The 24,452-nt window shown below is 28.9% G+C and carries 18 protein-coding genes; 11 read left to right on the top strand and 7 right to left on the bottom strand.

Features of this window, described 5'->3' with window-relative positions; translation table 11 throughout:
- The first annotated feature begins 75 nt into the window (after positions 1-75).
- The 3 genes from BR69_RS19825 to BR69_RS0103975 all read left to right on the top strand — a co-directional run bounded on the left by BR69_RS19825 (position 76) and on the right by BR69_RS0103975 (position 3,334).
- Entirely contained in the window at positions 76-909 is an 834-nt protein-coding gene (locus BR69_RS19825) for a LicD family protein (protein ID WP_051623474.1), read from the top strand.
- Positions 910-1,174: 265 nt separating this feature from the next.
- Positions 1,175-2,173, top strand: a complete 999-nt coding sequence (locus BR69_RS0103980; protein WP_027632040.1) for a glycosyltransferase family 2 protein — start codon at positions 1,175-1,177, stop codon at positions 2,171-2,173.
- A gap of 90 nt (positions 2,174-2,263) precedes the next feature.
- Complete coding sequence (locus BR69_RS0103975) at positions 2,264-3,334, top strand: glycosyltransferase family 4 protein (RefSeq protein WP_027632039.1); 1,071 nt, start codon at positions 2,264-2,266, stop codon at positions 3,332-3,334.
- Between the two features lie 245 nt (positions 3,335-3,579).
- On the opposite strand, the gene BR69_RS22110 is transcribed toward BR69_RS0103975, so the two are convergent.
- The 3 genes from BR69_RS22110 to BR69_RS19815 all read right to left on the bottom strand — a co-directional run bounded on the left by BR69_RS22110 (position 3,580) and on the right by BR69_RS19815 (position 8,154).
- Positions 3,580-6,141 carry an N-acetylmuramoyl-L-alanine amidase gene (locus tag BR69_RS22110; protein WP_051623473.1) on the bottom strand — a complete coding sequence of 854 codons (2,562 nt, stop codon included), beginning with the start codon at positions 6,139-6,141 and terminating at the stop codon, positions 3,580-3,582.
- 605 nt (positions 6,142-6,746) lie between these two features.
- Positions 6,747-7,631: a C40 family peptidase gene (locus BR69_RS21030; RefSeq protein WP_051623472.1), complete on the bottom strand. Its 885-nt coding sequence runs from the start codon at positions 7,629-7,631 to the stop codon at positions 6,747-6,749.
- Between the two features lie 202 nt (positions 7,632-7,833).
- Positions 7,834-8,154: an FHA domain-containing protein gene (locus BR69_RS19815; RefSeq protein WP_051623471.1), complete on the bottom strand. Its 321-nt coding sequence runs from the start codon at positions 8,152-8,154 to the stop codon at positions 7,834-7,836.
- A gap of 284 nt (positions 8,155-8,438) precedes the next feature.
- Here BR69_RS19815 and BR69_RS0103955 point away from each other — a divergent pair, with 284 nt between their 5' ends.
- From BR69_RS0103955 to BR69_RS0103935, 5 genes are all read left to right on the top strand, one after another.
- Positions 8,439-10,292: an NTP transferase domain-containing protein gene (locus BR69_RS0103955; protein WP_027632037.1), complete on the top strand. Its 1,854-nt coding sequence runs from the start codon at positions 8,439-8,441 to the stop codon at positions 10,290-10,292.
- A gap of 64 nt (positions 10,293-10,356) precedes the next feature.
- Positions 10,357-11,334 (top strand): DMT family transporter, encoded by a 978-nt coding sequence (locus BR69_RS0103950; protein WP_027632036.1) that lies wholly within the window; start codon positions 10,357-10,359, stop codon positions 11,332-11,334.
- Between the two features lie 205 nt (positions 11,335-11,539).
- Entirely contained in the window at positions 11,540-12,232 is a 693-nt protein-coding gene (locus tag BR69_RS0103945) for a CTP--phosphocholine cytidylyltransferase (RefSeq protein ID WP_027632035.1), read from the top strand.
- A 12-nt stretch (positions 12,233-12,244) separates the two neighbouring features.
- Complete coding sequence (galE, locus tag BR69_RS0103940; protein WP_027632034.1) at positions 12,245-13,231, top strand: UDP-glucose 4-epimerase GalE; 987 nt, start codon at positions 12,245-12,247, stop codon at positions 13,229-13,231.
- Between the two features lie 631 nt (positions 13,232-13,862).
- On the top strand, positions 13,863-14,432 hold the full coding sequence (locus BR69_RS0103935; protein ID WP_027632033.1) for a hypothetical protein: 570 nt from the start codon (positions 13,863-13,865) through the stop codon (positions 14,430-14,432).
- Between the two features lie 456 nt (positions 14,433-14,888).
- Here BR69_RS0103935 and BR69_RS0103930 read toward each other — a convergent pair whose 3' ends face one another.
- Positions 14,889-15,221, bottom strand: coding sequence for a single-stranded DNA-binding protein (locus tag BR69_RS0103930; RefSeq protein ID WP_027632032.1), 333 nt, complete (start codon positions 15,219-15,221; stop codon positions 14,889-14,891).
- A gap of 304 nt (positions 15,222-15,525) precedes the next feature.
- Here BR69_RS0103930 and brnQ point away from each other — a divergent pair, with 304 nt between their 5' ends.
- Positions 15,526-16,806 carry a branched-chain amino acid transport system II carrier protein gene (brnQ, locus tag BR69_RS0103925; protein ID WP_027632031.1) on the top strand — a complete coding sequence of 427 codons (1,281 nt, stop codon included), beginning with the start codon at positions 15,526-15,528 and terminating at the stop codon, positions 16,804-16,806.
- 205 nt (positions 16,807-17,011) lie between these two features.
- Here the strand turns inward: brnQ and BR69_RS0103920 are convergent, their stop codons facing one another.
- From BR69_RS0103920 to BR69_RS0103910, 3 genes are all read right to left on the bottom strand, one after another.
- Positions 17,012-17,485: a hypothetical protein gene (locus BR69_RS0103920; protein WP_027632030.1), complete on the bottom strand. Its 474-nt coding sequence runs from the start codon at positions 17,483-17,485 to the stop codon at positions 17,012-17,014.
- 4 nt (positions 17,486-17,489) lie between these two features.
- Complete coding sequence (locus tag BR69_RS0103915) at positions 17,490-19,316, bottom strand: LTA synthase family protein (protein ID WP_027632029.1); 1,827 nt, start codon at positions 19,314-19,316, stop codon at positions 17,490-17,492.
- 148 nt (positions 19,317-19,464) lie between these two features.
- Entirely contained in the window at positions 19,465-22,062 is a 2,598-nt protein-coding gene (locus BR69_RS0103910) for an FprA family A-type flavoprotein (RefSeq protein WP_027632028.1), read from the bottom strand.
- Between the two features lie 486 nt (positions 22,063-22,548).
- Here BR69_RS0103910 and BR69_RS0103905 point away from each other — a divergent pair, with 486 nt between their 5' ends.
- A complete protein-coding gene (locus BR69_RS0103905; protein WP_242840648.1) occupies positions 22,549-23,025 on the top strand; it encodes a COG2426 family protein in 477 nt (158 codons plus the stop codon).
- 568 nt (positions 23,026-23,593) lie between these two features.
- A complete protein-coding gene (locus BR69_RS0103900) occupies positions 23,594-24,445 on the top strand; it encodes a YitT family protein (protein WP_027632026.1) in 852 nt (283 codons plus the stop codon).
- Positions 24,446-24,452: the final 7 nt, after the last annotated feature.

The raw sequence follows: 24,452 nt of genomic DNA, 5'->3' as shown, positions 1-24,452 counted from the left end.
TTACAAATTTTATTTTGGGGTGCAATAGTTATTAGGGGGGGAGTTTTAAAGAAATTAAGTTAAGGTGGATTAATTATGAGTTATAGAAGCTGCGAATTAAGAGAAGCTCAATTTAGGATGTTATATATCCTAGAGGAAGTAGATAGGATTTGCAAAAAACATAAGATATCATATTGGGTTGATTCAGGAACCTTATTAGGATCAATAAGACATAGAGGATTTATACCCTGGGATGATGACTTAGATATAGGAATGCTTAGGGAAGATTATGTAAAGTTTTTAGATGTAGTCTCTAAGGAATTAAAGGATGAATATTTTTGTCAAACTCCCCTAAGTGATAAATATGCAGAAGCACCATGGGCAAAAATAAGGGATAATAATAGCAAGATAAACTTTGACAATGGTGTTAAGGAGCATAGTGGGATTTTTATAGATATTTTTCCATATGATACTTTAAGCAAAAAGGATAAGGTATTTAAGTTTTCAATAAATGGGATAATGAAGCTTAAAGCATTTACTAAATTTAAATTTAAAAAGCCTTATATATTTAATTTACCAAGAAATATTATAGTTTCACTACTTAAAGCTATAGGAGTTTTGTATAACATAATTCCTTATAGAAAGTTTATAAAAAAATCTTATAAGTTAGCAAATAGGAAGAGGGACTACTCCCATGATGAAATTAATTATGGAATAGAAGTTCCATGGAGTATAAATTTACATAAAAAGGATGTATTTCCTTTAAAGTATTATGATTTTGAACATATTAAAGTTCCCGTACCAAATGAGTATGAAAAAATCCTATGTAGGTTATATGGAGATTGGACAGAACTTCCAAGGGAAGAAGAGAGAAACCCATCCCATAGTTCTAAAATATCTATAAAGATTGAGAAGAATAACGCAATATAGTGTATAATTAGGGTAGTCTATATAGATTACCCTAATTAATTTTAGAGTTAATTTACTATATTTCATATACTTTTTTACTAAAAACTTATTTTATATAATTGTTAAAATTTATAATTTAAATAGATTAAACTGCAGATAATTTAACTTGAAGAGAGGTAGTTTTAATAAGATAGTTTAACTAATCATAGGGTTAAGTTATCTTATTAAAATTCTAATATAGATAGAAGGGTAAGGCTTTAAACTATAAAACCATAGGAGGAAAGTTATGATAAAGGTAAGTGTTATAATTCCAGCTTATAACTTACAAAATTATATAGAGAAATCATTAAATTCAGCTATAAATCAGAGTCTTCAGGAAATAGAAATACTAGTTATAAATGATGGATCTAAAGATTCTACCTTAGATATTATTAATAATATAGCTAGTAAGTGTGATAGAGTGAGAGTAATAGATAAGAAAAATCAGGGAGTAAGCAAAGCTAGAAATACAGGAATTAAGGAAGCGAGAGGTGAATATATACTATTCCTAGATGGAGATGATTGGCTTCATATAGATGCTCTTAAATTGTTATATAATAAGGCAAAAGAAGATGACTTAGACATGGTAGCCTATGATTTTATATTAGCATATGAAAATGGAGTGTTAATTAATAGTAATGATATGGATTTTGGTAATATAAGTGGAGAAGAATATTTAGGCTTGGCTATGGAAAGCAAAGTAAGTGTGGCACTTTGGAGTAAGCTCATAAGAAGAGATTTATTTGAAAGTTATAATATACAGTGTCCAGAAGATATTGCTTTTGGAGAAGATATGGCTACTACTATGATGCTATCTATTTATGCTAAAAGAGTAGGAAAGCTTAATAAAAATCTTTATTATTATCTTCAAAGAAGCACAAGTGTAACTAAGACAGCATCCACAAAAATATTGGATGTAGAAAAGGCAGTTACCCTTGTTGAGGGTGTTATCTTAGAGAATAATAAATATGATACCCTTAAAGACAAATATAAGCTTATGAGATTTTTACATCTATATTATTTTAATGTAGTTACATCTAATATATTAGGAGAGGCACATAAAACCTTATATAATATATGGAATAATTATAAGGATGAAGAAGTTTATAATAACAAGTTTTACAAGGAATTTATTTCTAAAGCTAATTCTAATAGTAGGATGAGATTAAGATTATATAATATAAGCTATGGTCTAGGAAGTAGTTATGTAACTATAATTAATAAAGTTAAAGCTTTTAGAAGATAAAGAGTAATGAGAGTTATAGTATTATAAAGTATAGATGACTTTATTTTAAGAAATTAATTACAATGAAAATTTAAAATCTAGGAGATAAATATGAAGGTAGGATTTTTAGTAGAAGATATGACAGAAATAGGTGGCATAGAAAGGGTTGTGTGTAAGCTAGCAAACTATTTTGCCACTGAATATAAATATGAGGTTAAAATTATATCATTAATTAAGCCTAAGAATGATGGAATAAGATTTCAGTTACATAATAATGTAGAAGTAATATATATTAATCATGAGTATGAGGGTAATTTTATAAAAAAACATATAACAGGACTTAAAAAATTTAAGAAGATTTTTAATGAAATAGATCTAGATGTGTTATTCAGTATGTATACTAAGACTAATGTTTATTTTTCCATATTAAAAAATAAAATAAAACCAAGGGTAATAGCTTGCCAGCACGGACAGTATTACTTTGATAGTCTTTTCTTTAGAGCTATGGAAAGAATATTTTATAGAAGACTTGATATAGTTGTTTTACTTACAGAGAGAGATGAGAAAATATATAAGAAGTTCTGCAGGAATACTCAGGTTATACCTAACCCCTTACCTTTTAATGGGGAGGGAAGTTATGATAGTAGTAGTAAGACTATACTTAGTCTTGGAAGGCTTAGTGCCGAAAAGTCAGTTAATTACACCATAGAGGCCTTTAGCCTTATACATGAGAAGAATCCAGATTGGAAGTTAGAAATAGTTGGAGATGGACCAGAAAAAGAAGGATTAATAGAGCTTACTAAGAGTCTTAACTTAGAATATAAGGTAATATTTTCAGGACTTTGTAATGATGTAAAAAGTAAATATGATAAGGCTGCTTTTACTGTTTTAACCTCTCAAAGTGAAGCTTTTCCTATGGTACTAATAGAAAGTAAGGCATGTGGAATTCCAGCTTTAAGTTTTGATATAAGAACAGGTCCGAGGGAAATAATAAAGGATGGAAATGATGGAATTATAGTTCCTCAAAATAATACTAAGGATTTGGCAGAGGCAATGGATAAACTTATGAATGATAAAGATTTAAGAATATCTATGGCTAAAAATTCATTAATTAATAGTAGAGAATATTTTGTGGAAAACATAGCTTTTAGGTGGAAATCAATAATTGAGGAAAAAAGATAAGAACGAAGTTAAATTATATTAAGAAGTTATTAGGTAGAGATAAGGGACATAAAATAGCCCTATTTCTGTTAGATCTATAGGATTATTAGTTAAAAGCCACGTTAAATTAGCAGTTAAGAAATAAGGAAATAGGAAAAGATTTTGAATTTAATATTTTAGAAGTGTAAACTTAATATATATTTAATTTACAGATAACTATATATTAAAAAGATAAGCTATGGAACTTTAATCCATAGCTTATCTTTTTATTTCATTACGGCATTTTTTATCTCTAAAAGAGGATAATTTTTACCAGGACAGTCTGTAGAAGAAACTTCTCCATGACCGTAAATTCCTTTAATATCGTATTTTTCTTTTAAGTATTCACCAAGTCTTATTAAAGCAAGTCTTTGAGCAATTGGCATATACTCAATTTCATATCTGCCTTCTGCTGCAATACCTATAGATTCATGGTTAAAACCTATTGCATGAGCGCCTATAACATTTTCAGGTCTTCCACGGTAGATAGTACCATCCTTCTTAACAAAGAAATGATATCCTATTCCAACCCAACCCTTAGATTGATGATAAGCATGTATGTTTTCAGCAGAATCCTTTGAACTTTCTGTATGATGATATACTAAGTATTTGGTTGCTTCTCTATTTTCAAACTCACCATTCCAGCTAAATGAATTCTCTATAACATTAGGTTCTGCAACATTTAATATTGTAGAGAAGGATATTTCTTTAGAGGTGGAATTTCCACCAAAAGGCTTAACATCTACTCTAATTCTATATGTTGCATATTTAGATAAGTTAATATCTATATTGTCTATCTTTGAAAAATCTCTAAGAACAGTCCAGCTGTTTCCATCATATAGAGAAAACTTATATTCAAGATTAACCCCTTGAGCTACAGGTTTAACATTAACTTTAGTTCCTACTTTTTGAGGAGAAGGAAGGCTTGTCTTAATTTCTTTGAAAAAGAAAGCGTTATTTCCCACTTGAATTTGAACTTCCTTATAATCATCTCTAGCAACATCAGTGTTTTTATCTTCTCTAACATCTACCCAGAATTTAAAGTTGCCTTCTTTAGTAGGTTTAAAGTTATAAACACCATTTGGAGAGAAGTCTTGAACAATGTACCACTCATCATTTTCACAAATCCAGAACCTATATTCAGGACTTTTACCAGTGGACTTAGCAGTAATTGCTACAGTTTCATTAACCTCCATAGATGATTTTGATGGTGTTAATGATAGGAAGGTTGAGGTGCTACGAGGAAGTACAGTTACAGAAACTTCTTTGTAATCATCTCTAGCAAGGTCAGTATTCTTGTCCTCTCTAACATCTACCCAGAACTTAAAGTTACCTTTTTTAGTAGGTTTAAAGTTATAAGTACCATTTGGAGAGAAGTCTTGAACAATATACCAGTTACCTTCATCACAAATCCAGAATCTATATTCAGGATTTTTACCAGTAGCCTTAGCAGTTATAACAGAAGTGTCATTCACTCCTACAGAAGGCTTAGATGCAGTTAATGAGTTAAATACAGCAGAAGCACGTGTAACATTAACTTCAACTTCTTTATAAGCATCTCTAGCAAGGTCAGTATTTTTGTCCTCTCTAACATCTATCCAAAACTTAAACTTACCTTGTTTAGTAGGTTTAAAGTCATAAGTACTCTTTGGAGAGAAATCTTGAACGATAGACCAGTTACCATTATCAAGAATCCAGAATCTATATTCAGGACTTTTACCAGTAGCCTTAGCAGTTATAACAGAAGTGTCATTAACCCCTACAGAAGGCTTAGATGCAGTTAATGAGTCAAATACGGCAGAAGCACGTGTAGCATTAACCTCCACTTCTTTATAAGCATCTCTAGCAAGGTCAGTATTCTTGTCCTCTCTAACGTCTATCCAAAACTTAAACTTACCTTGTTTAGTAGGTTTAAAGTTATAAGTACCATTTGGAGAGAAGTCTTGAACAATGTACCAGTTACCTTCATCACAAATCCAGAATCTATATTCAGGACTATTACCGGTAGCCTTAGCAGTTATAACAGAAGTGTCACCTACTCCCACAGAAGGCTTAGATGCAGTTAATGAGTTAAATACGGCAGAAGCACGTGTAACATTAACTTCAACTTCTTTATAAGCATCTCTAGCAAGGTCAGTATTCTTGTCCTCTCTAACATCTATCCAAAACTTAAACTTACCTTCTTTAGTAGGTTTAAAGTTATAAGTACCATTTGGAGAGAAGTCTTGAACAATGTACCAGTTACCATTATCAAGAATCCAGAATCTGTATTCAGGACTTTTACCAGTAGCCTTAGCAGTTATAACAGATGTGTCATTAACTCCTACAGAAGGCTTAGATGCAGTTAATGAGTTAAATACGGCAGAAGCACGTGTAACATTAACTTCCACTTCTTTATAATCATCTCTAGCAACATCAGTATTTTTATCCTCTCTAACATCTATCCAAAACTTAAACTTACCTTGTTTAGTAGGTTTAAATTTGTAGGTGTTCTTAGGAGAAAAATCCTGAACAATATACCAGTTACCTTCATCACAAATCCAGAATCTATATTCAGGACTCTTACCAGTAGCCTTAGCTGTAATCACTGTAGTATCATTAGCCATTAAAGAAGATTTTTCAGAGGTTAATGATACAAAAGACGAAGTAGGACGAGCTGTAGCACTTAAAGGAACCTGATTAACAATAGTCCCTGTACTAGCGCTGGTAGATATTGAAGGTGGCAACAAAATAGTTACTGAAAATGAAGCCGCAATAAATAAATTTAAAAATTTACTTCCTTTGAGCAATAAATAGTTCACCCCTTTGTAAATATTTAATTAACAGTAATTTCATAATATATACTATCATAATTTGACAACAGTAACAATGTTTAAACAGGGTAATAAATGATTTAATTCAAGGTATTTACAAAATTTTAATAATATATGCTCTATATTTTTAATTATTTTATGCTGTAAATTAAACTTTTGAATAAATGTATCGGATTTTAAGGTGAAAAAGAACTGAAAATAAAGAAGAGTTTAAGATAGCATAAAAATTTATATGTTATACGGATTAATTATAAGATAATAAATATTTAGTATTTTATAATTTATAATTAAATATACATATAACTTTATAAAAAATATCCAAATTGAGATTTTCAGTTAAGATATTGTTATTTAGAATTAGAGATGAGTCATTGTATGTTTATAGTTAAATATGAGAATGTATTTATTAAGATTTTTAAAGTTAATATAAACTCGGTCTAAATATAAGATTATTATAATAGGATTGTTAATGCATTTCTGTATAATTAAAGGAAACTTCTAATCAAGTTAGAAGTTTCCTTTATAATACAAATAATTTTATTAAAATCTGAAGGCTACAATTCCCTTACTATATAAATTTTTTAAGAAACTCTAATACCATCATTATTTACATAGTGACCATCTATTGTACGATTTTTTGCCATTCCATTACCATCAAAATAGTACCAATTAGATTGTCCATCTTTTTCTAAGTATATCCATCCATAATATAATCCATTACCATTGAAGTAGTACCAGTTTTTAGTTCCATTCCATTCTAAATATTGCAACCCAGAAACCATTCCATTACCATTGAAATAGTACCATCTATCTTCGCCAGCCCAGTTTATCTTAGCCCATCCAGAAACCATTCCATCACCATTGAAATAATACCATCTATCTTCACCAGCCCAATTTAGCTTAGTCCATCCTGTAGCCATAGAGCCATTATCGTGGAAGTAGTACCAATCCCCATATTCTTTTATCCAACCAGTCTTGTATTTTGAGTTTTCTAAGTATTTCCAGGAACCGTTATTTTGGATAAATCCTTCAATTCTTCTAGCTGTATAAAAAGCATATATAGGAACTTTCTTTACATTTTCACCAGTTCTTGGTGCATGAATGATTTGACCATTACCAACATATATTGCAACATGTTCAAAATCACTATATGGAAATATTAAGTCTCCGGGTCTTAAATCATTTTGATTTGTTATAGGTTGTCCACTATATTTTAGAGAATGAGTATATCCTTCTAAATATACACCAATAGCATTTTGATAAACATATTGGACTAATCCAGAACAGTCAAAAGAGTTTGGTCCTTTACCACCCCAAACATAAGGTTTACCTATTTGCTCATAAGTTTTATTTACTACAGCATCTGTTCTAGAAGTTGATGCAGGTATGGCATTTGCAACAATATCAAATGTGCTTAAAATAAACATAACGATTGAAAGACATAAAATACTTTTAAATTTTTTCACCAAAAATCCCCCTTATTGATAATATTTTTAGAAATAAATTTATAGAATTATTTCCTATATTGTAAATAAAAATAAATAAATGTAAAATTAATACTAAGTATATAAAACCATAAATGTATGTAAAAGTCAATATATACATATTAATGGATAAAAAATAAACATATTATGTTAACCAGTTCTTTAGTCAACATAATATGTTTATCTATTTAAAACTATATTTAACTTCAAAATCCATATTTGCTAAGGTAATAATATCTCCACCTCTAATATGAACACTAGTATTTTTATAAAGCTTTAGACCATTTACTTTTGTACCATTAGCACTTCCTAGATCCTCTATGAGATAACCACCTCTCATATAGGTCAATTTAGCATGCTTTCTGCTTACATAGGAATTTTTCTCGAAATATGAAGGCTCAATGTCTCCAAATCTTCCTATAATCCCACCAAGAGGAGGAATTTTTATTACTATTTTATCTTTTATATTAAATAAAAACAATCTTTGAAAACCATTAGTATCCATAAATACAAGAACCTCCTAAAAAATTTAAACATTAATTCTATTATAATCCCTAAAATGATTTTTAAATATAGATTTAAGAAATATTTAATTATATTTCTTGACCATTAAAAATTGATTAAGTATAATATATTACATAGTTCATATAATGAACGAATTTAAAGATGTACAATTTTTATTTTTAGGATTAAAAGAATAATAGATTAATTTAAGGAATAAATTTTTTTAATTTAATGTAGTTCAAATAATGAACTACATTAAAAGCTTGAAGTTTATGGAGGAAGAGTATGGAGAAAATTTTAAGAATACTACAGTTATTAAATTTAAATAGAAATCTTAGTCAAAGGGACATATCCAAAAAGCTTAATATATCTTTAGGAAAGGTTAATGGGGTATTAAAAACTCTTCTTAAGGATGAGTATATAGTTACTGTAAAAAGTGGTAGAGGATTTACTTATAATGTTACTCATAAGGGGATAAAGTTAATAGAAGAAAACTTAAAAGAATATGATGATATAAGAATAAAGCTTAATGAAAATACACTAGGAAATGTAAAACAAGCAGTTATATTAGGGGCTGGTGAAAGAAAAGAGTTTGGAGTTCCAGCTGGATTTTTAGAACTTAAAGATGAGAGAGTTATAGATAGAATGTTAAATATTCTAAGGGATAATGGTATAGAAGATGTTATTATAGTTGCAGGCTATGAATATGAGTCATATGAAGCTTTAGCTAGGGAAAAGGGATTAAAGATTGTAAGAAATAAAAAGTATAAGTGGACAGGTACGATGGAGTCTTTAGCACTAGCTAAGGAATACATAGAAGGAGATTTTATACTTATAGAAAATGATTTAGTTTTTGAGGAGAGAGCTATAAAGGAGCTAATAGATAATTTAAATAGAGATTGTGTACTTATAACCAATGAAAGTGGATCAGGGGATGAAGCTTTTGTAGAGATAAGAAATGGATTTTTATATAAGATATCTAAGGACAAGCATACTTTTAACAAAATTAATGGGGAAATGATAGGGATAACTAAGTTATCCTATGATGGTTTTAATAAGATTTTAAGTGAATATGAAATGTATAATGAAAATCCATATGTAAATTATGAATACTGTCTTTTGGACATTGGAAGATACTATAATATAGGATATATAAAAATAGATGATTTAGTATGGGGAGAAATTGATAACAAAGACCATTATACTAATATGATAAATCATGTTTTCCCAAGGCTTAAAAGAAAAGAATTAGAAATAAGAACTCTAGGACTTAGGTCTTATATAGTAGATGCTTTAAAGATAAATGAAGAAAGCATAGGGCATATAATCCCCGCAGGAGGAATGACCAATAAAAATTATAAGGTAAACATAAAGGATAAGGCATATATACTTAGGGTTCCAGGGGCTGGTACTGAGGAAATGATAAGCAGAAGGGATGAAAAAAGAAATTCAGAGGTTGGATGTAAGCTTAACCTTGATACTAAAATTCTTTATTTTGATGAGACTACAGGTATAAAGATAAGTGAATTTATAAAAGATGCAGAAACATTAACAGGAACCTCTGCTAAAAAAGAAAAGAATATGAGGATGACTACAGAACTTTTAAGAACACTTCATAATTCTAAGTTAAAGCTAAACAACTCCTTTGATATTATAGGAAAGATAGAGCTTTATGAAGGGCTATTAATAAATGCAAATGGAAAAAACTTTAGTGATTATAATGAAGTAAGAAAGAAGGTAGTGGATCTTAAAGAAGTATTAAATAATTTAAATGTAGAAGAATTACCATGTCATAATGATACTGTTCCTGAGAACTTTGTTAAGAGTGGAGAAGGGAGAATGTATTTAATAGATTGGGAGTATAGTGGAATGAATGACCCTATGTGGGATTTAGCAGCCCATTCCATTGAATGTAATTTTTCAGAAGACGATGAGGAGTTATTTTTAAGCATTTATTTAGGAGAGACTCCTAATGATGAAATAAGAAAAAGAATATTAATTCACAAGATATTTCAAGATTTTCTATGGAGTATATGGACAAACTTGAAGGAGGCTAAGGGAGATGACTTTGGAACCTATGGTATAGATAGATATAATAGGGCAAAGAAGAACCTAAATCTCTTAGAGGATATGAAATAGACGATAAGTTTTAGAGAGAGCTATATATAGTATATAGGAGAGTACAATCTTAAGGAGGGTTATTATGAGGGGTTCAAATATTAAGGATGCAAGGGTAGGGATATCTTCAGCTTTAGTTTCAGGTATTACCTGGGGAATAGATACAGTTTTACTTGGAATTATATTAGCAAAGTCACCATTTATAGATACTGAAAAAGCTATTATTTTCGCTCCCTTTGTTAGTACATTTTTACATGACGCATTCTCAGCAATTTGGATGACTTTATTTCAAATAATAAGAGGGGATTTTAGTAATGTATTAAAGGCCTTAAGAACTAGAAGTGGACTTTTTATAGTTTTGGGAGCATTACTTGGGGGTCCAGTTGGAATGACTTGTTATACCTTAAGTGTTAAATACCTTGGACCAGCATATGCTGCCAGCATAACTTCTATTTATCCAGCGGCGGGAGCTTTCTTTGCTTTCTTATTTCTAAAAGAGAAACTAGAAAAGAGAGTATGGATGGGTATAACTTTAAGTGTCATAGGAGTAATTGTAATAGGATATACATCAGCAGGAAATATATCTATGAAGGCAGGCTTTTTAATAGGACTTATTTGCGCATTAGGTACAGTACTTGGATGGGGACTTGAAAGTGTAATCTGTGCCTATGGAATGAAGGATGATGTTACGGCAGAACAGGCTTTAAATATAAGACAGATAACATCAGCTATATTTTATGGAGTTATAATACTTCCATTAATAGGTGGACATGATGTTACTCTAAGTGTTTTTTCTAACATATCAATTTTATATTTAGCTATTACAGCTTTAGTAGGTACTACATCATACTTATTTTATTATTCAGCTATAAATATAATAGGAGCAGCTAGGAGCACAGCTTTAAACATAACCTATGCCATGTGGGCAATTCTTATACAAATAGTATTTTTAAAGCAGCCTGTAACATTTCAATTTGTTCTTGGAAGCTTAATAATATTATCTGGAACAATTCTTGTGGCAGGAAATCCAAAAACAATGCTTAATCTAAAAGTTCAAGAGTAAATGAATAAATGGGGACGGTTAACAACTTTTGGTACAATACATTATGTAAAAGGTATAAAAAGTTGTTAACCGTCCCTAAGTGAATTCTAAAAAGGGAAGTAAAGTTGTTAACCGTCCCTAAATTAAAGTTTAAAATAAGCATTAAAGTTGTTAACCGTACCCTATATGATATAATTTAAGAATAATAGATTTAAGGAGAGATAACATGAGAGCTATATTGTTAGCAGCGGGAATGGGAACAAGGCTTAGACCATTGACTTTAGAAACACCAAAGTCCTTAGTGAAGGTAAATGGAAAGCCAATGATAGAGAAACAAATAGAATATTTAAAGGAAATAGGAATAGATGAGATAATAGTTCTTACTGGGTATTTAGAGGAGAAATTTCATTATTTAAAGGATAAATACGGAGTTGAACTTGTACATAATTCTAAATATAATGTTTTCAATAATATATATACAATGTATTTAGTTAGGGAATACTTAAGTGATACCTATGTAATAGATGCAGATGTTTATTTACATAGGAATTTCTTAAAGAATGATATAAATAAATCTACATATTTTTCTGCTTTTAAAAAGGATTTTAAAGGTGAATGGATAATAAGATATGATGAAAAGAATAGAGTATATGATATAGAAGTAGGAGATGATGAGGGATATATCCTTTGTGGGGTTTCCTATTGGAGCAAAAAAGATGGTATAATAATAAGGGAGAAATTAGAAAAATCTATAGAAGAAGATGACTTTTCTAATTTATACTGGGATGATATTGTTAAGAACAATATAAAGGGATTAGAGGTTTATATACATAAGATAGAGGACAGAGATTCTTATGAAATAGACTCTCTGGAAGATTTAAAGAAGGTAGAGGATTTAATAAAAAATAAATTGATATAAGGAGTGGTATAAATGGCTATTTTAGTATGTGGGGGAGCAGGATACATAGGAAGCCACATGGTAGCTCATCTATTAGAGCAAGGAAAAGAAGTTGTAACCTTAGACAATTTCTGTACTGGACATAGAGAAGCTATTGTTGGGGGAAAGGTCTATGAAGGAGACTTAAGAGATAAAGCTATACTGAATAAGACTTTTACTGAAAATAATATAGAGGCTGTTATTGACTTTGCTGCATACTCTCTAGTAGGAGAAAGTATGAGTGATCCTTTAAAGTATTTTAATAATAATATATCCGGAACTATATCTTTATTAGAAGCTATGAAGGACCATGGAGTTAAATATATAGTATTTTCTTCAACTGCTGCAACCTATGGTGAGCCAGAAAATATTCCAATTATTGAGGATGATAAGACATTCCCAACTAATGCCTATGGGGAATCTAAGCTTTGTGTTGAAAAAATATTAAAATGGTGTGATAGTGCTTATGGAATAAAGTACACTGCTTTAAGATATTTTAATGCAGCTGGTGCTCATGAAAGTGGTAATATAGGAGAAGCACATAATACAGAAACTCACTTAATTCCTTTAATTCTTCAAGTACCTCTTAATAAAAGAGAAAAAATAATGATATATGGAGATGATTATAATACAGAGGATGGAACATGCATAAGAGATTATATACATGTATCTGACCTTGCTTCTGCTCATCTTTTAGCTGTTGAAAGGCTAATGAGAGGGGAAGAGAGTAGAATATATAATTTAGGGAATGGAAAAGGATTCTCAGTTAAGGAAGTAGTGGAGGTAGCTAGAAAAGTTACTGAAGAGGATATAAAGGCTGAGATATCAGAAAGAAGACCAGGAGATCCAAGTGTTTTAATAGCATCATCAGATAAGGCTATTAAGGAATTAAATTGGAAGCCTAAGTTTAATTCTTTAGAGACAATAATAGGAAGTGCTTGGAAGTGGCATTCTACTCATCCAAATGGTTATAACAAGTAATATATAAGTAATGAAATAAGTTTATATAAATAAATATAAGGGATTATATCTTAGAGGATATAATCCCTTATATTTTTTAGTTTAAAGAAACTAAGCATGCTAGATCATAAAGAAGAACTGTTACTAAGATAATGACAAAGTTTTAAGAAAATAGATATATTACAAAGGTTCAAAATAGAGTGTGAAGAGTAAAACTTAAAATCATGATTAGGAGAAATGAGGTTAAAAAATAAATACTATTAGGTTATTAGAGCGAACTAGTAGATGGAGTTTAAGGTATAAAAAAGAGGAGGAATTAGGAGCATCTTTTTTAATACAAATCTTATATATTATGAAACTATAATATGAATGTTAAAACACTATCTACATATATTGGATTAAACGATAATATATTTACATATGTGAGGAAAAAAATATAGAATATTTACAAAAAAAATTTGTATTTCATTTTTCTGAATCTTTTAGGGTTCCTCAATATAAAATTAACTTATATATGTTATTTATCCATCTGGATAAAGCAAGACAAGTCAATGATATTTTTAATGGATAAGTTACAGATTATAAAAATAATTTATTTATAAATAGATATAGAAGATATAACCAATTTGTTTAATTAAAGGAGTTGTAAGTTGTGAATAAGAAGATAGCTTTGTCATTATTCTTTGCATTGATTTTATCATGTTCAGTTGGATTTATAATATATAAAAATACAAAAATATCATCACCACCTAATACAGATGAAATAGAAAAATCTAGTGTACATGCTTCTATTGTGAAAATAAAAAGTTTAAAAGAATTAAAGGATTCTAGTGAAGTAATAGCTGAAATAGAGGTAACCGATAAACAAGAAAAACGAGATTATAAAGGAATTCAAGTTGATATAATAACTGTAAAAGTTAATGAAGTAATTAAGGGAGATATAGATTCAAAAGAGTTAAAAATACTTCAAGATTCTAACACTGATACTATTATTAAAAATGGAGAGAAGTTATTGATATTCTTAAAAAAAGGTGTTGATAATCCAGATTGTTATGTTCCTGTAGGTGGAGGACAAGGGCTATATATTATAGAAAACAGCAATAACTATAAATCTATTAATGCTATACAAAATACTATTTTAAAACCACATTCAATAGAAAACAAAGATATTTTAAAAGATTTAAAAGGGAATTATGAAGACATAAAACAGAAACTAAAATAAGATGAAAGAAAAACAGCAGGGATTAATCAGCCATTTTAGTTTTATCTTATGGAAATTCAATAATAGGCTTCACTAAGTGTTGAATTTCTTATAATCCAATTATGATTTTAAATCTTCAATGCTCTGATTTGTTTCATATTATATACTACTATATAGGTAATAAAATAAATTTATATAAATAGAAGGGATTATATCTTAGAGAATATAATCCCTTCTATTTTGTTGAAAATTTAAAATAACCTAATATTTTTATGAAAAATAATCTTAAAATATTAAAAGTGAAGTACTATTAAAGTAAGATTCTAATAAAAATTCACAGGAAAACTTAATTAAATTTAAAAAAATCAAGTAATAATATTAACTAAATATCATATTAAATATAAAGAAAAACTGATAACTTATTAACAAGCATCAGCTTTTATCTTTGTAAATAAAGTGAAAATGTTTTCATGAAATTTAAGCTTCTTTTTTAGGAGTAAAATCTGAAAGCTTAAAATCTTCTGCTATCACTTCATACTTATATTTTTTTATTCCAGCCTCGTCCATATATGTAGATGTCCTTAGTCTCCCACTTATAGTTAATAAGTTTCCTTTTGAAAGATATTCCTTAATCACATGGGCTCTTTTTCCCCATACAGCTACTGGAATAAAATCAGCCTTTCTATCACCGTTAGCTTCTTTATAGTTTCGTTCTACAGCTAATATAAACCTAGCCATAACTTTTTCATCGCTTATAATTTTAAGTTCGGGATCATTTACTAGTCTTCCAACTAATAATATCTTATTCATTTAACACCCTCCAGATCATATTACACAGAATGCATCTTTGATTATATCCAAGTTTTTGAAAAATATTCATAAATTATTAAAAAGTAAAAATTAAATTGTATTTTATTGTGAATACTATACATAATAATGATATTAAATTAACAAAGTTTCTAATTGTAACAGAAATTCATTGATAGTTACATAGAATTACCTTATATTTTTTATTGATTTATTAAAAGGGTCATGTTAATATTAGATATATAGTATTGACGGAATTGTCAGAAAAATGTTTGGGTATTATATTTTGAAAAAAGGGGATGTATCTATGAGTAAAGAACTAAAGAATTGTGTTGTTATTGGGTTTGCTCTTTTTGCCATGTTTTTTGGTGCAGGAAATCTTATATTTCCTACTTACCTTGGTTTAGTATCAGGGTCAGAGTCTATGTTTTCAGCTATAGGGTTTATACTTACAGGAGTGGGAATACCTTTCCTTGGAATATTAGCTGGTACTAAGTGTAAGGGAAGCTTTGAGAAGATGAGTTCAAGGGTAGGAAAGGTATTTGCTGTAATATGTACAAGTTCCCTAATAATAGCTATAGGACCTCTTGTTGCTATACCTAGAACTGCAGCTACCACCTATGAATTAGCTTTTAGTCCCTTTATACCTTCTATGTCTCCTCTAGTTGGTATGATAATATTCTTTGGAATTAATATAGCTTTAATTTTGAAGCCATCAAAGATAGTAGATACCATAGGAAAATTTTTAACACCAGTACTTCTTATATCTCTAATTACTTTAATAATAAAAGGAGTTATAACTCCTATAGGGGAAACTACCCCATCTTCAATTAATTCAGTTTTTTTTACATCATTAATTGAGGGATACCAAACTATGGATGTGTTAGCGGCACTTATATTCTCATCTATTATAATAGGAGCTGTAGTTGGTAAAGGATATAAAGGAAAAGATATATCCAAAATAACCATAAAATCAGGTATGGTTGCAATTGTAGGACTTGCTATTGTTTATGGAGGATTAGTTTATGTAGGACATACAGCAAGTGGGGTTTTTAGCCCAGAAATATCTAAAACAGAGCTTCTACTAAATATATCAAATAGGCTTCTTGGTGGATATGGAACGGCAATTATAGCTATAGCAATAGGGCTTGCATGTTTAACTACCTCTATGACACTTATAAGCTCAGCATCAACCTACTTTGAGGGACTATCAAAGGGGAAATTACCTTATAAGGTAAATGTGTTTGTTATATCTATAATTAGTGTTTTTATAGGCATACTAGGAGTTGATAAAATAGTAACTTTTGCAGCACCAATTTTATCAATATTATATCCAATTTGTATAACATTAATAGCGTTAACTTTAGGAAGTAGATTTGTTAGAAATAACAAGGTTGTTAAATGCTCAGTATATATTTCAATGTTGTTTGCAATACTAGAGGTATTTAAACCATTTAATATAAATACTATTATACCACTATCAGATCTTGGATTTGGATGGGTTTTACCTACAATCATAACTTATGTATTATGTAATTTTATTATATTCCCAGAAGAATCTACCTCCTTTGAAAACAGTATTGCTTAAATAATTTAACTGTTAAAAATATAAAAAATAAAGCCATTATGAAAAGTTTTAAAAATATAAATTTTCATAGTGGCTTTTAGTATACCTAGATTATATTGAAGTGTCAGAATTAAATATATTTTTATCGAGATATAAAATAAGTTTTAAACTAGAAAAGCTACATAAGTTTCCTAGTTTAAAACTTTAATTTATACGTTAGATAAGACTATTTTAGAATAAAATATCTTCCTTTAAAGAATAAGGCAAAAGCTAAAGAGCTTATTATACATATTATAATCTTATATTTTGTTTTTAAGTCTCCTTTTTTCACAATATGTCTTTGAAACAACAATGTGACAGAAAGTAGTATCCATGAACTTGCTACTTCATAAGTGAAGATAGGAACGAGAAGATTAACAAAGACACAAAGTATAAACCACCAAGGAGTCTTGCAATTATCTATAGAAGGAATTAACTCCTTTTTATTATTATATAAAGATGTAAGTACCTTATTTTCAGTTGTATCAATATTTAACATATAATCTTCATCATTTAGACTTATGTTAAGGTCATCTACAGAAGACATGATAGAAGAATGTATTAACCTTTTATTAAAAAATACTATTTTTAAGTTTATAAAAGGGTTGTATATAAATCTTACAATGGAATCATTTAATATCCAATTTTTTCTATAAAACATATTATCACCTTACAAAATTTTTATTTATATAATTACTACGAAGAATTAGCTCATTTAAATCAAGAACCTTTTTCTCAGAGGCATTGATTTCTTCATTAAATTCTCCATAGAGTTTTCCATTTACATTTACATAATTATTTTTAGTGTTAAAAAGATTTTTTCCCATATTAAATTTAGTGTATTTTTCATTTTCTATGCCTAGTAAGTAGGTTAGCGTAGGATAAAAGTCTATTTGTCCACCATAGGTATGGTTAACCTCACCACTGATATTTTTATTATACACAATTAGAGGAATCTTCTCATCAGAGAACCACCAATCTTTAGGGCTTTCTATCTTTTTTAAATCATCATTATGATATCTGTGTATACCACCATGGTCTCCATAAATAAGTATTGTGGTATTATCAAGAAGGTTTAAATCTTCTAATTTTTTTATAAAGTTTCCGATGGCTGTATCTGTATATCTTGAAACTTGAAAGAAGTCTCCAATTATATTATCTTTAAGATTATCAGGTAGATTAAGTTCCTTGTATTTCTCATTTAATCTAAAAGGAGAGTGACCAGAAACTGTAACAGATAAAGCATAAAATGGTTTAGGCATCTTAGAAACTTTATCTGCAACCTGAGGTAAAAATTCATGGTCTACAACTCCAAAGTTAAAAGGTTCTTCCTTAGTGTAATCTCCAGATTGGCTTACTTCATCAAATCCAAACTTAGGTAAGTTTTCGTACATATTCCACATATAACCTTTATCTGAATGATAGGCAGCAGTAGAATAACCATTTTCTTTTAATAAAAATGGTAAAGAATTAGGATACCTATTGTTAGGATGATCAAAGAATGTTTGTCCAGTTCTATTAGGATATAATCCAGTATGTATCATAAAATCACAGTCAGAACTTACTCCAAAATTATTATTAGGATATATATTGTCAAAGTATATGCTGTTTTTAAGAAGTTTATTTAAGTTAGGGGTTATTTCCACTCCATTAACTTTTTGATTCAAAACTAAGGTTTCAAAGGATTCAAGCTGTAGCATTATAATATTATTACCCCTTAATTTACCAAAATAAAAATTTTTATGAAAGTTTTCCTCCTTCTTCTTATACATATTAGATATATCTGTATTTTGCTCATTAGATAAATCTATAGGCTTTGTTTTTATAGAATTATAAATTTTAGTTATACCATGGCCTATTACTCCTAATGCGTAATGTCTATCGCCATCTGTCCAAGAGTCTACATAAACACTTTGAGAATATCCTCCCTTTTCCTTTTTATCAAGTTTATAATGGGCATAGCCTAAATAAGAAGAGGATAAAGCAGCAATAATTACAAAAGAACATATACTACGTTTACAATTTTTATATCTATTTTTAGTTAAAATTAAGAACAAGGCTATTATAACCACATCAGCTATAAATACTAGATATTTAAAATTAAATTTAGATAGTATAGTATTTATCATGTCCCAAGGCACGTAATCATAAGCTATAGGTAATGAAAAATAAGATGACGTTGCCACACACTTCATTATACTCCAGATTATATAAATAGAAGTTAATAGGTTAATCACCAAAAGGGATATTATTCTTCTAGATTTAGAAAATAAATACCCAATAGAAGTAAGAAGTAGAGTATAGCATAGATAGACTATCCATTCAGTACGCTTACCAAAGTATAGAAAAGTCATTTGCCAACTATATCCTGAAACATAAAGTTTAAAAAATACAATTTGTTTTATTAATATCATTAGGGTAGTAAACCAAAAGATAATATCATACCTTAAGTTTACCTTAGTATTATTAAAAATTTCTTTTACTTTATTCATAGGTCCGCTCCTTTTAATGATGTTCATACTAATTATACACAAATTGTTAAAATATAAATAGCATAAATATAACAAAAAGACCTAAAATATTTGATATACTAAATATTTCAGGTCTTTTTCTTGTATTAAAATATAATTAAATTGTAAATTAAAGTATACAGCTATTTATTACTTCATCTATAGTGCTTAGTTTCTCCATAGCTATGATTATTTTAGCTGCCTTTGAAGTATCTCCAATTAATATTCCACCAACTATTATCTTATCCTTAAAGAATAGTTTCTTATAAGTTTTAGAGCTATTTATAACTAAAGTATCATAAGAAGAATCATTAAAGTCAATAGTTCCAGCAGAGAATATTTCAGTGTTTAATCCATTAAATATTACAGAGGATACAAATCCTTTAAACTCTACATTATCTCCTGAAGCATTACCTCCAGCAACCTTACCCATGTCAAGGGCAGCAGGCCAGTTACCATAAACTATTCCAGACAGCTCAGCCACATCACCACAAGCATAGATGTTTGGAATATTTGTCTCCATTTTTTCATTTACAATTATTCCACGGTTACATTCTATTCCACAATTTAATGCAAGATCTATGTTAGATCTTATACCAACAGAGAATAGAACTAAGTCAGCTTCAAGAGTTTCTCCATTATTTAATTTAACAGCTTTAACTTTATTGTTTTCTGTTATAATTTCTTCCACACAGGTTCCAAGAAGAATATTTATAGAAGAATCATTAGTTAAGGATTTAAATAACTTAGAGCCTTCATTATCAAGCTGTCTTGGAAGAAGTCTATTAGAGAATTCTACAACAGTAGTTTCAATACCTTGGCTTTCAATTTCAGCTGCTGCTTCAAGTCCTAGAAGTCCACCACCAATGATTATGGCTTTTTTGGTAGAATCTAAGGCAGATTTAAGAATTTTAGCATCTTCAAGATACTTTAATGTATAAACTCCAGAAACCTTATTGTAGTTTTGGGAGTTTAATGTAAGCTCTTCTGATAACCCAGAAACCTTAGTATTTGGGATAAAGTTATAGCTACCGTTAGCTAATATTAGTTTATCATAAGCTATCTTACTTCCATCACTAAGAATTAGTGTGTTATTATCTTTATCAATTTTATCTACAGTTACTCCAAGCTTTTCAATTATATTATTTTCCTTAAACCATTCTTTAGAGTTTAAGAAGAATCCATTATTATCGAATTCTTTTCCAAGATAATCAGAAAGTTGAGGTCTATAATAAGTAGAAACATCTTCTTTAGAAATCATAGTAATAGAAGCATTTTTATTTCTATTTCTTATAGCTGTAGCAGCTTGAAGACCAGCAGCTCCATTTCCTAATATAACAAAGTTTGCATTTTCAGAAGATGTAAATCCTGTATCATCACTTTTTACTTCAACAAATTCATCAGAAGAAGCACCACAAGCAGGGCATATTTCAGGAGGTTCATTTCCTTCAAATATTTCTCCGCAAATTACACATTTCCAAAGTTTAGTTTTATTTTTTTTACCATTATTAATCTTAGGCTTTCTTTTTTCATTAATCTTTTCTGCAAAGGATTCACCAAATTTATAGGCTTTAGTTAAATCAGTTTCAGATGGTTTAAAGTTTATCTTAAGGCTTGGAAGTAGAAGATCCATTCTAAGTTCCTTAAGTCTATTTTCCATATTAGGAATAGCTTCACCACTCCAACCATAAGAACCAAAGGCTCCAGCAACCTTATTTCCATGAACTATAGGGTTAAGCTTTGTTAAAACTTCTCTAACTGGCTCAAGAAGATCAGAGTTTATAGTTGGAGAACCAAATAATACTCCATCAGAATCAGTTATATCATTTACTACGTCACCCATTTCATGGTGGATTATATCGTACATTTTTATGTCATAATCGCCCTTAGAGTTAATTCCTCTAATTATTTCATCAGCCATAGTTTTTGTATATCCATAAGCTGAAACGTAGGAAATAGTTATCTTAGCCTTTTCACCCTTAGCTTTAGGAGTACTCCATTCCTTGTATAACTCTACAGTCTTCCATGGATTGTCTCTAAGAACAGGGCCATGACCAGGACAGATTATATCTATGTCTAAATCTTTTATCTTATCAATAGCCTTTAAAACATAAGGCTTAAATGGTCCAAATATACAATCATAATAATATCTTAAAGCTTCCATGTAATGCTCATTATTTTCAATTACATCATTAAAGATATTATTAGTGCAGTAGTGGGATCCGAAGGAGTCACAAGTAATAAGGACCTTATCCTCTGGGATATAAGTGTATATTGAATCAGGCCAATGAAGGAAAGGCGCTGATATAAACTTCATAGTCTTATTACCTAGGCTTATAGTAGTATTATCATTAACTGTTATATACTCAAATTCCTTATTAGCTATCTTTTTAACAAAATTAATAGCAGCTAAGGATCCAATTACTTTAGCCTTAGGAGAAAGATCTAAAAGCTTTGCTACTGAACCAGCATGGTCAGGCTCTGTATGATCTACTATAATGTAGTCGATTTTAGTAACATCAACGTCTAAGGAATTTAGTCTCTCTAGATATTGCTCAAAGAACTGCTCTTTAACAGTTTCAAATATAGCAACTTTTTCACTACCTTTAACTACATAAGAATTATAAGTTGTTCCATATGGTGTATACATTATTATGTCAAAAATTCTAAGGTCTGGATCTAGGGCTCCTACCCAATGAATATCTTTTTTTACTTCTAATGATTTCATAAAAACATCCCTTCCTACTAAAATAAAATTTTACTTTCCAAGCGTTATCAGCAATTGTTTAACATATTAAATTTAAATTACAAAAGAAAAAATTTTATTAACTAAATATGGAATTTTTATTAATAATATATTTTAATTAATAATTATTATTACAAGATTCATTATATACAATTATTATTTCAAAATCAACTGTATAAAATAAGTTTTGTTAAAATAAACACAATAAATTAATTCCATATAAATTTTTAGAAAAATATCTATAAATTTAAAATGAATTTAATAATAATTTCTTTAATTTAAATAGTATTTTCCGTGGATTGTTCATAAATCTCCTATTAGGATTCCCTAGATTAGGTTAGCTAATTCTTCTGTAGATATATTAGAAGTTTCTCTTGTTTTATAAAGATTATGTAAATACACTTGTAAGGCTATAGAATTATTATTATAATTATTTAAGTATTTATGTAAAATAAAGGAGAGAATATTATGATTTCAGCGCTCTTAAATAACGCAACTTTTATGGTTTTTATATTATCAGCTATTCCAGTAATGGAGCAAAGACTTGCAATACCTTTAGGGATAATAAAATATAATATGGATCCCATATATACAATGCTAGTAAGTTTTGCAGGAAGCCTTCTTCCAGTTCCTTTTATATTATTGCTTTTTAATGTAATTTTTAAATGGATGAAAAAGATTAGTTTTTTAAGACCACTTAATAATTTTATTGAAAATAAGATACAAAAGAATACTGGAAAGATAGAGAAGTATAAGGAGATAGGTCTTATACTATTTGTAGCTATTCCTCTTCCAACTACAGGTCTTTGGACTGGAAGTGCAGTAGCGTCGTTCCTAGGACTTGATTTTAAGAAGTCATTTATTTGCACTGCCTTAGGTGGAATAATTTCTGCAATAATAATAACTGTAGTATCTGTAATATTCCCATCCCTACTTGGATATTAAAATATGCTTTAAATTAGGAAGTAATAAAATAAAACTTGATTTAGAGAAGGGCATTACTTTAGATAGTGTAGAAAAGCATTACTTAAACTATGCAATTATTATAAAGTTTAAGATATGAGATGTTTAGAAGGTTTAGATATTACATTATTTTTATAGTACATATGGTTTTAAAATTTAAAAGTATAGATTATAACTTAAACACATAACTTAATATATAAAGCTTTAGAGAAACTTAAAGATCTATATATTAATAAAAGTATATAAGTAAATATTAAAAATCATAAATCAACTTAACAATAAAAAGTATATATTCAAAAAAGTTTTCACCATAATGTATAGATTTACTGAAGAAAAATTTAAAGAATAAGTTAGTGCTAGATTCTGGATATCTATATAGGGTTCCTTAATATAAAATTAACTTATATATGGTATTTATTCATTGATAAATCAGGTTTTTAAGGAATGTATAAGTTAAGAACTGACATAGTAACCCGATAAAATTTATAAACAATGAAAATACATTAAAAACTTAAGAATAAATTATATTAAAGGGTATAAGGAGAAGGATATGAATATTAATAAGGAGAATTTAACTAGGGTTTGTTTTGTACTTTTAGGTAGTTTTATATGTTCTGTATCTATAAATGGATTTTCAGTACCTTATAAGCTGCTAAGTGGAGGAGTATCAGGGATAGCTCTTATAATTCAATATGTTACAGGATTGCAGTCAGGATACTTAGTATTACTTATAAATATACCTATATTTATATTAGGATTTAAAAAAGCAGATAGGGAATTTGTGACCTTTAGTTTTATAGGAATGATAGCTTTATCTACATTTCTTATTTTAACAAAGGATATAGGTAAGTACATTCAATTAAATGATATAGTTATATCTACCTTATTTGGGGGAGTATTATATGGATTTGGAGTTGGACTAGTATTTAGAAATAGGGCTTCTCAAGGTGGATCAGATATAATAGCTTTTATACTTAAAAATTCTAGTGGCATGGATATATCAAAAATAGATTTTATAATAAATGTTATTGTGGTATTTTTAGGAGCTGTAGTAGGAGATTTAAGATTAGCTTTATACACATTACTATTAATGTATATAAAATCTGTTCTAATCCATAAGGTTATAGTTGGTTTTGATAAGAGAAAGGCATTGTTTATTGTAAGTGATAAGCATGATGAAATTGCAGAAGCTATAATGCTTAAGATAGGAAGAGGAGTTACCATGTTCTATGGAGAAGGAGCTTATACAAGGGAAGACACAAAGGTTCTTTATTGTGTAGTATCCATAAGAGAACTTGCAAGAACTAAGAGTCTTGTAGAGAAAGTTGATAATAAGGTTCTTATGTCCATAATGGATGTTTCAGAAATGAAGGGAAATGGATTTCTTACAAAGTCTCTATAGGGAAATA

The sequence above is a fragment of the Clostridium hydrogeniformans DSM 21757 genome (assembly GCF_000686705.1).
Taxonomy (GTDB): Bacteria; Bacillota; Clostridia; order Clostridiales; family Clostridiaceae; genus Clostridium_Z; species Clostridium_Z hydrogeniformans.
This window is presented reverse-complemented; position numbering and strand designations above follow the sequence as displayed.

Coding starts and splice junctions, on each gene's coding strand:
- BR69_RS0103980 (WP_027632040.1), top strand. CDS start 1,175: ATGATAAAGGTAAGTGTTATAATTCCAGCTTATAACTTACAAAATTAT.
- BR69_RS0103955 (WP_027632037.1), top strand. CDS start 8,439: ATGGAGAAAATTTTAAGAATACTACAGTTATTAAATTTAAATAGAAAT.
- BR69_RS0103950 (WP_027632036.1), top strand. CDS start 10,357: ATGAGGGGTTCAAATATTAAGGATGCAAGGGTAGGGATATCTTCAGCT.
- galE (WP_027632034.1), top strand. CDS start 12,245: ATGGCTATTTTAGTATGTGGGGGAGCAGGATACATAGGAAGCCACATG.
- BR69_RS0103920 (WP_027632030.1), bottom strand. CDS start 17,485: ATGTTTTATAGAAAAAATTGGATATTAAATGATTCCATTGTAAGATTT.
- BR69_RS0103975 (WP_027632039.1), top strand. CDS start 2,264: ATGAAGGTAGGATTTTTAGTAGAAGATATGACAGAAATAGGTGGCATA.
- BR69_RS0103930 (WP_027632032.1), bottom strand. CDS start 15,221: ATGAATAAGATATTATTAGTTGGAAGACTAGTAAATGATCCCGAACTT.
- BR69_RS0103900 (WP_027632026.1), top strand. CDS start 23,594: ATGAATATTAATAAGGAGAATTTAACTAGGGTTTGTTTTGTACTTTTA.
- BR69_RS0103905 (WP_242840648.1), top strand. CDS start 22,549: ATGATTTCAGCGCTCTTAAATAACGCAACTTTTATGGTTTTTATATTA.
- BR69_RS19825 (WP_051623474.1), top strand. CDS start 76: ATGAGTTATAGAAGCTGCGAATTAAGAGAAGCTCAATTTAGGATGTTA.
- BR69_RS0103910 (WP_027632028.1), bottom strand. CDS start 22,062: ATGAAATCATTAGAAGTAAAAAAAGATATTCATTGGGTAGGAGCCCTA.
- BR69_RS19815 (WP_051623471.1), bottom strand. CDS start 8,154: ATGGATACTAATGGTTTTCAAAGATTGTTTTTATTTAATATAAAAGAT.
- BR69_RS0103915 (WP_027632029.1), bottom strand. CDS start 19,316: ATGAATAAAGTAAAAGAAATTTTTAATAATACTAAGGTAAACTTAAGG.
- brnQ (WP_027632031.1), top strand. CDS start 15,526: ATGAGTAAAGAACTAAAGAATTGTGTTGTTATTGGGTTTGCTCTTTTT.
- BR69_RS0103945 (WP_027632035.1), top strand. CDS start 11,540: ATGAGAGCTATATTGTTAGCAGCGGGAATGGGAACAAGGCTTAGACCA.